The sequence below is a fragment of the Campylobacter magnus genome, assembly GCF_028649595.1.
GTDB classification, from domain to species: domain Bacteria; phylum Campylobacterota; class Campylobacteria; order Campylobacterales; family Campylobacteraceae; genus Campylobacter; species Campylobacter magnus.
Map to the genome: position 1 here is coordinate 39751 of NZ_JAQSLK010000008.1, position 13146 is coordinate 52896.

The window sequence follows — 13146 nt, forward strand, 5'->3', positions numbered from 1 at the left end:
ATGACATCACAAAGAATTTAGAATTTCCTATAGAGATTCTCGGGTCAAGCCCGAGGATGACAAGGAATTTAGAATTGCTAGAGATTGTTTCGGTCGCTTTACTCCCTCGCAATGACGCAGATAATTCTAGAATTCCCAAACTAGAATTCCTAATTTAGAATTCCTAATTTAGAATTCCTAGCTTCGGTCGCTTTGCTCCCTCGCAATGACGCAGGTAATTCTAGAATTCCCCAAAGAGAATTCCCTAAACTAGAACTGCTTAATATAGAATTGCTTAATATAGAATTCCCTATAGAGATCCCCCAGTCAAGCTGGGGGATGACAGAGAATTCTAGAATTCCCTAGCCCAAAAACACATGCTCGCTCTCAACTGGCACAAGACCATTTAAGCGCAGCATCGCTCGCATCTGCTCCCCATCACGGCTATCACTTATCTCAAACTGCCCATCACCCTGCCCTGCTTTATCATCTCCGTGTTCGCCTATGCCTACCTTTACCCCAGCACTTACCTTGCTAACGCCAAACTTCACAGCATTATCGCGAAACTTCACGCTCTCTCTAGTGCTAAGCGTAATGTTCGCAAAAGGCAAAAATAGCCTATACGCACAAATTATCTGCGCTAATTCTCGCTCACGCACATCTTTTGGGGTGATTTTGCTATTATTTATAATAGGGCGAAGGCGAGGCACTGAGATTGATATTTCAGCATCTTGGTAGCGTTTTTGAAGCAGACTTGCGTGAAGCCCCACGCTTAGAGCATCTTGCCTCCACATATCAAGCCCAAAAAGTGCACCAAAAGCCACGCCTCTCATACCAGCTTTTAGCGCTCTTTCTTGAGCCTCAAAGCGATATCCAAAGGCTGTTTTATCGCCCTCTAAGTGAAGTTGCGCATACCTGCGTGGATTATAAGTTTCTTGAAAAACAGTTACATAATCGCTGCCGTTTTCGTGCATTTTAGCGTAGTTTTCCACGCTTAGTGGATAAACCTCTATGCCAAGCGTGGCAAAACGCTCACTAGCAAGCCTGCACGCATTTGCTATATAGTCCACGCTGCTAAAAGCTGGAGCCTCGCCTGTTAGCATAAGAAGCTCTTCAAAGCCAGCAGAGGCAATGCTTTCAAGCTCTTTTATAATGCCATCATCATCTAGCTGGGCACGGCGGATATTATTTCGGCTATTAAATCCGCAATAAACGCAGAGATTTTCGCAGTGATTTGAGATATAAAGCGGGGTAAAAAGATAGATATTTTTACCAAAATACCGCTCTTTTGCCGCCTTTGCCGCCCACATCATATCCTCTAGCAAAGGCGCAGCCGCTGGGCTTAAAAGCGCTTTAAAATCCTCTAAATCCAAAAAGCTTTTTTTAAGCGCAATTTTTACATCATTTGCGCTGTAATGCTCAAAATCAGCACTCTCTCGCTCAGCTAAAACAGCGTTTAAAATCTCATTATCAAGGCGCTCTTGATGTGGCAGATACATTAGCATTTTTATTCCAAAAACCCACTAAGCGGAGAACTAGCCTCACCGCTATTCTCAAGCACACGCCCAAAACGAGCTAGGTAAGCCTCTCGCCCTGCTTTTATAGCCTTACCAAAAGCCCCAGCCATAAGCGCAACATCGCCAGATGTAGCAATAGCAGTATTTAGCATCACAGCCGCACAGCCCATTTCCATAGCAGCGCAAGCCTCGCTAGGTCTGCCGATACCAGCATCGACGATTATAGGCAGATTTATTTCACGAATTAAGATTTCTATAAGATTTTTGTTTGCTAGGCCTAGATTTGAGCCAATAGGTGCAGCTAGGGGCATGATAGCAGCTGCGCCAGCATCTACCATAGCACGAGCCGCTACTAGATCAGGCAGCATATAAACAAGTGGCGCAAAGCCGTTTTTGGCTAGTAGCTCGCAGGCTTTTATGCTCTCATGGTTATCGGGCAAAAGATATTTGCTCTCGCCAATTAGCTCTACTTTTATCATCTCACCGCAGCCTAGCTCACGGGCTAGAAGTGCGATTTGTAGGGCTTGTTCGGCTGTTTTTGCCCCACTAGTATTTGCTAGTAAGGCTACATCTTTTGGGATATATTTTAAAAACTCTCCACCCTTACTATTTGCCCTGCGCAGCGCTAGAGTGATGATCTGCGCACCACCAGCTTCTACGCAAGCTTTGATAAGCTCTGGATCAAACTTGCCAGATCCCATGATAAAACGAGAGCTAAAACTACGCCCTGCTATGATTAAATCGTCTTTCATTTCTAGCCTTTGCTTTTAGAATTTATTTTCTCTAAAAAGGTAGCGCAAAAAGATAAATAATTTTTGTAAAAAGCAAAAGTTTTAAGAGAGATTTACTCTTTTACAGCTCTTTTAGTTCTTTGCTTTCTCTAATCATCACAAAAATAAAGCTAACAAAGGCGCAAACTGCGTATATAAAATAAGCAGAACCTGCGCCTTTCTTTGGCTTAGCACTGAAAATGACTAGCTAAGAGCGAAGTTTGCTAGCCACTGCCACAAATATCATAAGAACTTTGCTTTCTTGCTATCCTCTAAGCAGTAATTTGCTTGATTTTATCTATAATTTGTGTGATAATCCACTCAGGCGTGCTAGCCCCAGCTGTAATGCCACAAAGCTCTTTATCCTTAAACCACGCAGGCTCTAGCTCATCAGCATTTTCTATATGATGAGCATCGCAAAGCTCACTTGCTATGTAAAAAAGCTGCTTTGTGTTTGAGCTAGTTTTTCCACCAATTACTATCATAATATCAGCTCTTTTTGCTAGTTCTTGGCAGGCTTCTTGGTTTTTAAATGTTGCATCACAGATTGTGTTAAACACTCTTACTTCTTTACATTTTGAGATAAGAGCAGCGGCAATTTTATTGAAATTTTCAAGTTTTTTTGTAGTTTGTGAGATAAGAGCTACTTTGTTTCTTAGTTTTAGCTTTTCTAGCTCATCAGCGTTTGAGACGATGTAGACTTTGTTTGCGTAGCTTGTTACACTTTTGCTCTCAGGATGTTCTCTATCGCCAAAAAAGATGATTTCATAGCCCTCAGCACTCATTTTCTCTACTATTTGCTGCGGCTTTGTAACAAAAGGGCAAGTTGCATCTATTACCTTTGTGCCACGCTCTTTTAGAGTAGCTAGATCACTTTTTGTGATACCGTGCGTGCGGATGATGGCGGTTTCACCACTTAGTTCGTTTATGTTTTTTAGCGTTTTTACGCCACATTCATCTTTTAGACGTGCGATTTCTTGGCTATTGTGGATTAGCTCGCCTATGGTGCTAGCTCCTCTGTGCTTACTGGCAATTTGCACCGCACGCTTTACCCCAAAACAAAATCCACAGCTTTTTGCGATTTCTATTTTCATTTTATAATCTCAATGTAATACTTTTTCAAAATTCAAATTTAAGCTCTTGCTACCTTACTCATTAACCACTGTGCCAAGGCTTTCAAGGCATTTTGTAAAGTTTGGAAATGAAGTAGCGATAAACTCACTTTTGCTAATCTCCATACCACAAAGCAAGCCCAAAACAGCAAAACTCATGGCAATTCGGTGGTCTCCGTGGCTATCTATACTAGCACTTTTAGCTACTCCGCCTGTGATTTTAAATCCATCTTCAAGCTCGCTAGCTTCTATACCACAAGCCCTTAGCGCAGATACTGTTACTGCGATACGGTCGCATTCTTTTACTCTTAGCTCTTTTGCGTTTTTTAGCGTGCTAGTGCCATCAGCACAGGCAAAGGCAATAGCAAGTGCAGGCGCCTCATCAATCAGCCATGCGATATTTTCGCTTACATCCACAGCTTTTAGCCTGCCATTATAGCTTATTTTCACATCGCCCGTGTCATCATAGCCACCGCTTTTTGGTTTATATTCTATCTTAGCTCCCATGCAGCCTAGCACCTTAAAGGCTTCAATGCGAGTTTTATTTAGTAGCATATTTTTTATCTCTACACTGGAATTCGGGATTATCGCCGCTGCTAGGGCATAAAAAAAGCACGAGCTTGGATCATTTGGCACTGCCATATTTATAGGCTTTAGAGGTGATTTTAGCGGGCTTACTTCTATTTTTATTTTTCCATCTTTGCTCTCATCTACACTAAGGCTAGCCCCCATCGCACTTAGCATTTTTTCGCTATGATCACGGCTTAGGCTTGGTTCGCTAATTTTACAGCCTTTGCCATTAAGTCCTGCTAGTATCATAGCTGTCTTTACCTGCGCTGAGGCAATAGGACTATCATAGCTAAAAAATTCAAGTTTTTTGCCCTTTACCTTAATAGGCGCAAAGTTTGCTTTATCTTTGCCCTCAAATACTGCGCCGATTTTTTCTAGCGGCTCAGTTACGCGGCGCATAGGACGCTTGCGCAAATACTCATCGCCATCTAGGATAAACTCGCCTTGCTTGCTAGCTAAAAAGCCCATAAGTAGTCTAATAGCCGTGCCTGAATTCCCACAATCTAGCACTTTTTCATTTGTGCTTTTTATCTCTTTTGGTGGTGTGATAGTGATTTTGTTTTTATCCCACCTTACATTTGCGCCTAGAGCTTGTATGATTTTTAGCGTATTTAGCGTATCTTCTGCTTCTAGGTAGTTTTTTATCACGCTAGGCTCAGAGCTAAGAAGTGAGAAAATAGCGCAACGATGACTTATGCTCTTATCGCTTGCTAAGTGCTCAAAACTAGCATTAAAGGGCTTTTTTAGTGCTTCTACTCTCATCTTAGCTCCACGCCTAAGCTCTCTTTTAGCACATCTAGAATTCTTTGCATTAAAGCATTTATTTCATCATCAGTTAGCGTTTTTTCATTTGATTGAAAACTAAATGAGATTGTAAGGCTCTTTTTATCGCCCAAGCTTTTATCACTATAAAGATCAGTTGGATAAAAGCTTTGTAGATTTTCTACTTTTAGTGTCTCTATACACTCTTTGATCTGCTCGTATTTTAGCTCGCTGCTAACTAGCACGCTAAGGTCACGACTAGTAGCAGGGAAGCTAGAGTAAGGCTCTGCTAAAATATGCTCACATTTAAGAGCGTCAAAATCAATTTGAGCTGCGTAGCATCTTGGTAAGTCTTTTTTAAGGCTAGGTTTAACTCGCCCCAAAAAGCCGATAACTTTGCCATTTTGGATAATCTTTGCTTGCTCATAAGGGCTAAGGAATTCTAGATTTTCACTAGCTTTTAGGCTGATTTTGCCTAGAATTTTTTGTATATCGTTTGCTAGCTCAAATAGACTTAGCTCAGCACCTTTTGCGCCATTTTTAAGGCTTGGCAAGCTAGAAAGACCACAAGAGACAAAGCCTAGCTTAGAGCTTTGCTTGCCGCTAATATCAAAGACCTCTCCATACTCAAAAAGCTTGATTTGCTTTGCGCCACGCTTAGCGTTGTTTAGAGCTGAGTTAAGTAGGGAATTCAGCAGTGTTGGACGAAGTTCTTTTAGCTCATTTGTGATAGGATTTAGCATTTGGGCTTGGCAGGGCTTAAAGCCCATAGCTTCAAGCTCGCTAGGATCATCAAAAATATAATGCACACACTCAAAATACCCAGCATCCACAGCTCTTTGGCGCAGATTTCTTGCTAGGGCGTGTTTTAGGCTAGCCTGGCTATTGCGGTTTGCCTCACTAAAGTTTAGTGGCTTGGCTGGGATATTATCAATTCCATAAATACGCACTATTTCTTCACAAACATCTGCTATATTTTGGATATCGTGGCGATATGCTGGGGCTTTAGCGTAGAATTGCTCGTCATTTGTCCCACTTGCGATTTCAAAGTTTAGACGAGAGAGAATTTTATGAATTTCTTTTTTTTCTATATCCATGCCTATCATTTTAGAAATAGCTGAGCAATTTACTAGGATATTTGCTCTCTCCACGCTCATAGAGATTTGCTGTGAGCCACCATACCACTCACAATTCTCAAAACAAGAACCAAAAAGCAAGTTCATAGAAGAACTAATAGCTGGTTCTGACCCACGAGATGAGCGGTATACCATTTCATCTTTTGGCATATTTTTATCTTCGCCAGTTGCGTTTGCGATGATTTCAGGGGCTGTGTAGCTAGCCTCTATGATAGCGATTTTTGTGTTTTCATCGGCTAAAAACTCTTTATTTGCGCATATTCCAGCCACGCCCAAAAGTTTATCTTCAGCATAAATTTGGCTTTGTTTATGCTCGCCATTTTTGATTTTTAAAGATATTTTTTCATTTTCATTAGGATTTATCTTTCTAGCATCATAGGCTCTAAAAAGTGCTCCTGTGCTGTGAGTAGAATACTCTAAAGCCCCCTCAATAGCTGATTTGTGCTTGCTTTCAATTAGTGCTAGGCGCAATCTTTTTTTAAGATTTAAGCTAAAATTCTCGCCAAGATTTACAACCTTATAGTATAAGGCGCAGTTTTTTTCTTCTTCGCTGTGAAGGCTAATTAGCCTGCCTATACCAAGAAGCTCATCTTCGCTTTTTTTAAGCGGGCTTATGTCTTTTATAGGCAGATCAAACTTTGCGCTTAGATCCCTTGCTACGCCACGCACGCTAAGGCAATCGCCTCTATTTGGCGTAAGTTCTATTTCAATTAAATAGTCATCAAAGGCAGGATATGAGCTAAGTTCTTTGCCGATTTCTAGCTCGCCTATGCTCTCATCAAGTATCATTATGCCGTTATTTAGCTCGCCAAGCCCAAGTTCTTTAGCAGAACAGAGCATTCCGCAGCTCTCCACGCCACGAAGTTTGGCTTTTTTTATGCTTAATTCGCCTATTTTAGCACCTTCTAGCGCGCAAGCTACCATCTGTCCTTCTGCTACATTTGGCGCACCACAGACGATTTGCAAAATCTCTCCAGCATCTACTTTACATACATGTAAATGGTCGCTATTTTCATGCTCCCTGCACTCAAGCACCTTTGCTACTACTACTTTGCTAGGCACTCTTATGCGCTCACAGCTGTCTACTTCAAGGCCGATTTCATTTAGTGCTGCGCAGATATCCTCAGCTGATTTTGCGCTTAAATCTATCCACTCATTTAACCAGTTTTTGCTCAGTCTCATCTAAATTGCTCCAAAAGTCGTAAATCGCCCTCAAATAGGCTTCTTAAATCAGGAATTCTATGAAGTAGCATAGCAAGACGCTCTACTCCAAGCCCAAAAGCATAGCCGCTAACGCCGCTATATCCAACTGCTTTAAATACATTTTCATCCACAATGCCAGAGCCTAGTACCTCTAGCCAGCCAGTTTGCTTACAGACCCTACATCCACAGCCTTTACAAAAAATACAGCTGATATCAACCTCGGTGCTTGGTTCTGTAAAAGGAAAAAAGCTTGGGCGAAAGCGCACTTTTACATCGCCAAACATATAAACTAAGAAGTTTTGTAAAATATCTTTTAGGTTTGCAAAGCTGATTTTATCGCCTTCTTCAACCACTAGACCTTCTATTTGATGAAACATCGGCGTATGCGTAAGGTCTAAATCTCGCCTAAAAACAGCCCCAGGGGCAATCATACGAATAGGCGGTTTTTTTGCTTGCATGGTGCGGATTTGAACAGGACTTGTGTGTGTGCGAAGCAAGCGAAAATCACGCAGATAAAAAGTATCTTGCATATCGCGCGCTGGGTGGTATTTTGGCAGGTTTAGTGCTTCAAAGTTGTGAAAATCATCTTCTATAAGAGGTCCAGTTTCCACGCTGAAGTTTTGCGCTACGAAATAATCAATTATCTTATCCATCGTAGCCATCACTGGATGCATAGCACCACGCAAACTAGGCTCGTTAAACAAACTAACATCCACGCCATCTTTTATTAAGGCTTCGTTTGCTTCTTTTTCTTCAAGCTCGGCTTTTTTGCTAGCAATAAGCTCGTTTGCCTCGTCTCTTGCTTTATTTAAGCTCTCAGCCAAAGCCTTTTTCTCATCACCACTTAGCTCTTTTAGCTTAGAAAAGCCCTCTGTGATAACGCCCTTTTTGCCAAGCAGTGCAAGCCTTGCGCTCTCAAGCTCAGCTAAGCTTTTTGCTTGCGAAATTTCATCTATAAATTTTTGCAATTGTTGCGCTTCCAATTTTTGACCTTTTAAAAATTTTGAGCGCAATTTTAGCCAAAAAACTTAAAAATTCAAATAAAATTTGGCTATAATTGCCGCGAAATTTCTAAAAGGATGAAAAATGGATTGTGTTTTTTGTAAAATCACTGCTGGGCAAATTCCTAGCAATAAAGTGCTAGAAAATGATGAATTTCTAGCCTTTCACGATATAGCACCAAAAGCCCCTGTGCATGTGCTAATCATACCAAAAAAGCATATTGAAAACTTCAACGCTCTTGATAGTGCTACAGCTAGTGGCATAGTAAAGTTTGCCCAAGAAGTAGCCGTAGCAACTGGCGTTGAAAAAGCTGGGTATCGCCTTATTACAAACTGCGGTGAAAATGGTGGGCAAGAGGTGCCGCATTTGCATTTTCACTTGCTAGGTGGCAAACGCCTGCTGTGGCTAAGTGAAAACAGCGCAGCAGACCCAAAAAAATCATTTTAATCTAAAATTCTAGAATTCTTGGGAATTCTAGAATTCTAGTTAGGAATTCTAGTTTAGGAATTCTAGAATTCCTGGGAATTCTAGAATTCGCTACTATGTCATCCTCGGTCTTGACCCGAGGATCTCTATACGGAATTTTAGTTTAGGGAATTCTAGATTAGGGAATTCTCTTTAGGGAATTTTAGAATTTATCTTAGGAATTCAAGTTTAGGGAATTCTAGAATTCCTGGCGAATTCTAGAATTCGCGGTAGCGGCGGTAAAAACTAGGCTCCAAGGTCGTGAGGTGATTTTTTGAAATTTTGGCGCAGGACTAGCCGTGGGGCGCCGTAGCGGTAGCGTTCAAGCGAGTTTTGCGCCGATTTTTCAAGCAAGCCGCTAACGAGTAAAAAGCGGCTTGCGCAGAAAAACGGTGTAAAAGCTCGCTTGTAAGGTGCTGGGCTGTCCAAGTCAAAATTTCAAAAAAGAACCCACGAACTGAGCCAGCCGATAAAAAACTAAGCTAGAATTTTTAGGAATTCTAGATTAGGAATTCTAGAATTCCTAAAAATTTTATATAGAAGGTTTATTATGCTAAATACTTGTCTATTTCCAGCAGCAGGCTATGGCACTCGTTTTTTGCCTGCTACAAAGTCTTTGCCAAAAGAAATGCTGCCGATTTTAACAAAACCACTCATCCACTACGGCGTAGATGAAGCCCTAGAGGCTGGCATGCGAAATATGGCGTTTGTTACAGGTCGTGGAAAGCGCGCTTTAGAGGACTACTTTGACATCAGCTACGAGCTAGAACACCAAATAGCAGGCAGCAAAAAAGAGTATTTGCTAACTGAGATTAGAGAGCTTATGAGTGCGTGCAGCTTTAGTTTTACTCGCCAAAATGAGATGAAGGGTCTTGGGCATGCGATTTATAGTGGCAAAAATCTAGTAGGTGATGAGGCCTTTGGCGTGATACTAGCTGATGATTTGTGTATAAACGAAGACGGGGCTGGCGTAATGAGCCAAATGAGCGCAATATACGAAAAATACCGCTGCAGCGTGGTAGCTGTCATGGAGGTAAATGATGAGAGCATCCAAAACTACGGTGTAGTAGCTGGCAAGGGCATCGATGGCGATCTAGTGATGATTAGCGATATGATAGAAAAGCCAGAGCCTGCCAAGGCTCCTACAAATCTAGCAATAATTGGCCGCTATATACTAACGCCTGATATCTTTGAGGTGCTTAGCACCACAGCACCAGGCAAAAACGGCGAAATACAAATCACAGACGCCTTGCTAAAACAAGCGCAAAACGGTATGGTTTTGGCATATAAATTCAAAGGCAAACGCTTTGATTGTGGCTCGGTGGCTGGCTTTGTAGAGGCTACAAACTATTTTTATAATTTAGAGAAAAAATGCTAGAAAATACACTGCACTTTGAGATAGCAAAGAGTGAGCAAATCAGCGCATACGCAAGACGCATGAGCGATGAGCTAGGGGATATTGGATATTATGGTCTGCCTGATATTGGCAAGCATGAGAGCTTAGAGCGTATAAAAAATAAGTATAAAACTAAGCAAAATGTCGTGCTAATCGGCGTTGGCGGATCTAGCCTTGGCGCAAAGGCGATATCTAGTATGCTAGGACTTGAAATAATTTTCATTGATAATCTTGATGAGAGCGTGATAAAAGGGGCTTTGGCTAAAATCAGCCTAGAAAACAGCGTTTTTATAATTTCAAGCAAATCAGGCACTACAATTGAGACTATTAGCATTTATAAGGTGCTTTTAGCGCACTTTAAGCCAAAAGATTTTAGCTCTTTTATTTTTATCACAGATGAGGGCTCGCCGCTTGAGAATTACGCAAAAAGCGTAGGTGGCGAGCTATTTTTTATCCCAAAAAATGTAGGCGGCAGATTTAGTGTGCTAAGTAACTGTGGGCTTGTGCCACTTGCTTTGGCTGGGGCTGATATAAAGGCGATTTTAGAAGGCGCAAAGGCTATGAAAGAGCGATTTTTAGGGCAAAATGACCCACTAATCCTACAAAAAGCCCATCACTACGCCACACATCCAAATGCTAAAATAAATGTGCTTTTTAGCTACGATAGCCGCTTAAAAGCCTTTAATGAGTGGTATATTCAGCTTTGGGCTGAGAGCCTTGGCAAAAGGCGTGGGTATAAGCGCATGGGACTTACGCCTGTGGGGCTTGTAGGCTCAGCTGATCAGCACTCGTTTTTACAGCTTATAATGGATGGGCCAAAAGATAAGAGCGTAACCTTTCTAAAAGTTGCTGCAAAAAATGAAATAACCGTGCCTGATATAAAACTAGAATTCCTAAATAGTTGCGATTTTGCAAATAATCTTAGCGTTTCATTTATCCAAAACTCGCAAAGCACAGCCACACTCCAAGCCCTAAAAAGCGAAAATATCAGCGTGGATGAGATTACACTTAGCAGGCTTGATGAGTGGCACGCAGGTGCGCTTATTTACTACTACGAGCTTTTAACCTCAGCTTGTGGTGTGATGCTTGGGGTCAATACCTACGACCAGCCAGGCGTAGAACTTGGCAAAATGCTACTTAAAAAAATGCTAAGCACTAAATAAGCTGCCATTCTTATAGTAAGTTTTTCAAAACTTTTCTATAAGAAAAAATTACGCCTAAGAAAAAATCACGCCTCATAGCCTTCCATTTTAAGAAATTCTCTTAAATATTTAAATGCAAAAGGATATACGCTTATAGCATTTAGGCGAACTAAACCTACTGCTAACAAGGCAAGGGTTTCACCCAGCATATCGTTTGTTGTTTTAACCGGCTCTATTCGCTTTATGTTTGGCGACTTTTCTATTTTATAGCCATTGATTTGCCCTACATTTCCAAGTCCTATGCCTACACAGTATTCGTAATTATCACCATTTTGCCAGTAATGAACACCCAAAAGCCCACCAAAAAGCTCTTTATTTTCATCGCTATTTTCTTTACTTTGAAAAATAGCTTTTTTACCACCACTATTTTTGATAATTAAATTATTTAATCTAGTTTTTCTTATACCATTTATGCCACATTCTTTTAAAATTTTGTTGTATTTTTCGAATTCATAAGGTCTATTTTTTTCAAAATAAGGGCTTAGATCAACATCTACGCTTGCTTTAATGAGCTCTTCTCCCATCAAAGGTCTGCCAGATCTCATAGCTTTTTTAAAAAACTCATTTATATCATTTGGCAAAATCATGATTTTTGTATCGCTAATAAAAGAGCCACTTTTGCTATCGCTACATATCATTTTATCGCCAAAATTTCTAGTAAATAATGGATTGAATAAATTATTTTCTTCAATCGCAAAATCAAATTCCCCACAATGCTCATTTTACTAGCAAATTGTAAAATTTTCTAAAAGCTTTAAAGATTTATTAAAATAACTATTTAGTTCATTTTGATTAGCGCTCAGGGCTTTTTCATTTTTAATTTGGCGAAAAGTAAAGCTTAGATATTTTTTAAGCTCATTTTGTTAAGATAAAAAATAATTTAGCCCCCCAATGACTGCGAGGACTAAATTCTAGAATTTAAAAAAGTCATAAAAAGCTGATAGAGAAGACTTTTAAATAAAAGGGAGAAAATTGTGATATTTTTGCTTTTATCGCCGTTTTTTATTTTGATTTTTGTTGTTTTATTGCCTGCTGTGTGGTCTTTGGCGATTTATGGAGCTTTGAGGCTAAGGGGCTGCGAGGCTTTTGGTTTGCTTATCGCTGTTGTGGTGGGGGCTAGCGCGTTTTATGCTGATGGCGACTTCATTCCTGAAATAATTTATGCTTTTTATTTGGGAGGTTTTATTATAGGTACTCCTATTTATTTGCTTATTTTTCGCTCACGGCTAAGATATATTAACGAAACTAAGGCTAAAAAGCTTTTAATTTTTGGCTCTATTGCTACGCTTTTTATCATTTGGGAAATGGAGGTGCCACAACAGGTAATTTTTAATAACCTTACAAAGCATAGCACTGCTAGATATATGTATGATATAGAAATTGTAGATGATAATTATACTTTGCCTGTTGATTATAAAAGATTTAGCGTAGGTTACGCAGAGCCATATAATGATTGCGTAGATTATTTTTATAAATGTCCTTTGTTGCCTATGCCACATCAATTTAAGCACTATGTGGATGAAAACAGAAATGGAAAAGAAGTTATGATAGCAAAGTTATATGGTCCTTATTATGGAAAAACTTTTTTAATGATGTATCTTGAAAATTTAGTAGTAGAAAGATCTAATGATAGAAGTAAATATGTAGATCGCAAAGATATTTACAAGCAACTTGAAAATCTAAAATTTAAACAACAAAAAGGAGAAAACAATGAAAACAAATAACTTTTACAACAATGGCTCATTTAACGATAAGGCTAGGAGGGGTATCAAAGATGGCTACATCATGCTTTATTACTAAGATACAAAAGCCCTCGTTCTGGTGTAATTTTTATTTGATACTTACTAATTTTTTAAATTTTATAATTATACGAAATTTAATAAAGGAATTCTAGAATTCTTTAGCTTAAATCTAGAATTCCTAAATCTAGAATTCCTTTTTGGCAAATTTTATTGACATTATATACAAAGATAAATTATACTTATACAAAACGATTTTTGGCGTGTTTTCGCCGTTTTTTGTAAATAAAAAA

12 protein-coding genes are annotated in these 13146 nt (G+C 39.8%); 4 read left to right on the forward strand and 8 right to left on the reverse strand.

Annotated features, from left to right (window positions below; all coding sequences use genetic code 11):
* Positions 1-341 precede the first annotated feature (341 nt).
* The 6 genes from thiH to pheS all read right to left on the reverse strand — a co-directional run bounded on the left by thiH (position 342) and on the right by pheS (position 8017).
* The gene (thiH, locus tag PTQ34_RS08400; RefSeq protein WP_273933131.1) at positions 342-1484 is read right to left on the reverse strand and encodes a 2-iminoacetate synthase ThiH; all 1143 of its coding nucleotides are present in this window, start codon (positions 1482-1484) and stop codon (positions 342-344) included.
* Positions 1485-1486: 2 nt separating this feature from the next.
* Positions 1487-2248 carry a thiazole synthase gene (locus PTQ34_RS08405; protein WP_273933132.1) on the reverse strand — a complete coding sequence of 254 codons (762 nt, stop codon included), beginning with the start codon at positions 2246-2248 and terminating at the stop codon, positions 1487-1489.
* Between the two features lie 290 nt (positions 2249-2538).
* Positions 2539-3360, reverse strand: a complete 822-nt coding sequence (locus tag PTQ34_RS08410) for a 4-hydroxy-3-methylbut-2-enyl diphosphate reductase (protein WP_273930610.1) — start codon at positions 3358-3360, stop codon at positions 2539-2541.
* 54 nt (positions 3361-3414) lie between these two features.
* Positions 3415-4710, reverse strand: a complete 1296-nt coding sequence (gene aroA / locus PTQ34_RS08415) for a 3-phosphoshikimate 1-carboxyvinyltransferase (protein ID WP_273933134.1) — start codon at positions 4708-4710, stop codon at positions 3415-3417.
* Positions 4707-7028: a phenylalanine--tRNA ligase subunit beta gene (gene pheT / locus PTQ34_RS08420; RefSeq protein WP_273933135.1), complete on the reverse strand. Its 2322-nt coding sequence runs from the start codon at positions 7026-7028 to the stop codon at positions 4707-4709. Before pheT ends, aroA begins: the two co-directional genes overlap by 4 nt.
* On the reverse strand, positions 7025-8017 hold the full coding sequence (gene pheS, locus PTQ34_RS08425; protein WP_273930613.1) for a phenylalanine--tRNA ligase subunit alpha: 993 nt from the start codon (positions 8015-8017) through the stop codon (positions 7025-7027). Before pheS ends, pheT begins: the two co-directional genes overlap by 4 nt.
* Positions 8018-8135: 118 nt before the next feature.
* Here pheS and PTQ34_RS08430 point away from each other — a divergent pair, with 118 nt between their 5' ends.
* Positions 8136-8498: a histidine triad nucleotide-binding protein gene (locus PTQ34_RS08430; RefSeq protein WP_273933136.1), complete on the forward strand. Its 363-nt coding sequence runs from the start codon at positions 8136-8138 to the stop codon at positions 8496-8498.
* Between the two features lie 264 nt (positions 8499-8762).
* Here the strand turns inward: PTQ34_RS08430 and PTQ34_RS08435 are convergent, their stop codons facing one another.
* On the reverse strand, positions 8763-8945 hold the full coding sequence (locus PTQ34_RS08435) for a hypothetical protein (RefSeq protein WP_273933138.1): 183 nt from the start codon (positions 8943-8945) through the stop codon (positions 8763-8765).
* A gap of 121 nt (positions 8946-9066) precedes the next feature.
* On the opposite strand from PTQ34_RS08435, the gene galU reads away from it, so the two are divergent.
* Together galU and PTQ34_RS08445 are read left to right on the forward strand one after the other, a co-directional pair.
* Positions 9067-9894 carry a UTP--glucose-1-phosphate uridylyltransferase GalU gene (galU, locus tag PTQ34_RS08440; RefSeq protein WP_273933139.1) on the forward strand — a complete coding sequence of 276 codons (828 nt, stop codon included), beginning with the start codon at positions 9067-9069 and terminating at the stop codon, positions 9892-9894.
* Positions 9888-11075, forward strand: coding sequence for a glucose-6-phosphate isomerase (locus tag PTQ34_RS08445; protein ID WP_273933140.1), 1188 nt, complete (start codon positions 9888-9890; stop codon positions 11073-11075). Before galU ends, PTQ34_RS08445 begins: the two co-directional genes overlap by 7 nt.
* A 65-nt stretch (positions 11076-11140) precedes the next feature.
* Here PTQ34_RS08445 and PTQ34_RS08450 read toward each other — a convergent pair whose 3' ends face one another.
* Complete coding sequence (locus tag PTQ34_RS08450; protein WP_273933141.1) at positions 11141-11752, reverse strand: hypothetical protein; 612 nt, start codon at positions 11750-11752, stop codon at positions 11141-11143.
* Between the two features lie 336 nt (positions 11753-12088).
* On the opposite strand from PTQ34_RS08450, the gene PTQ34_RS08455 reads away from it, so the two are divergent.
* Positions 12089-12838 (forward strand): hypothetical protein, encoded by a 750-nt coding sequence (locus PTQ34_RS08455; RefSeq protein WP_273933143.1) that lies wholly within the window; start codon positions 12089-12091, stop codon positions 12836-12838.
* The last annotated feature ends 308 nt before the right edge of the window (positions 12839-13146 follow it).

Bases quoted from the DNA above. Each gene is read 5' to 3' on its own strand.
- thiH (WP_273933131.1), bottom strand. From the start codon at position 1,484: ATGCTAATGTATCTGCCACATCAAGAGCGCCTTGATAATGAGATTTTA.
- PTQ34_RS08405 (WP_273933132.1), bottom strand. From the start codon at position 2,248: ATGAAAGACGATTTAATCATAGCAGGGCGTAGTTTTAGCTCTCGTTTT.
- PTQ34_RS08410 (WP_273930610.1), bottom strand. From the start codon at position 3,360: ATGAAAATAGAAATCGCAAAAAGCTGTGGATTTTGTTTTGGGGTAAAG.
- aroA (WP_273933134.1), bottom strand. From the start codon at position 4,710: ATGAGAGTAGAAGCACTAAAAAAGCCCTTTAATGCTAGTTTTGAGCAC.
- pheT (WP_273933135.1), bottom strand. From the start codon at position 7,028: ATGAGACTGAGCAAAAACTGGTTAAATGAGTGGATAGATTTAAGCGCA.
- PTQ34_RS08430 (WP_273933136.1), top strand. From the start codon at position 8,136: ATGGATTGTGTTTTTTGTAAAATCACTGCTGGGCAAATTCCTAGCAAT.
- galU (WP_273933139.1), top strand. From the start codon at position 9,067: ATGCTAAATACTTGTCTATTTCCAGCAGCAGGCTATGGCACTCGTTTT.
- PTQ34_RS08445 (WP_273933140.1), top strand. From the start codon at position 9,888: ATGCTAGAAAATACACTGCACTTTGAGATAGCAAAGAGTGAGCAAATC.
- PTQ34_RS08450 (WP_273933141.1), bottom strand. From the start codon at position 11,752: ATGATATGTAGCGATAGCAAAAGTGGCTCTTTTATTAGCGATACAAAA.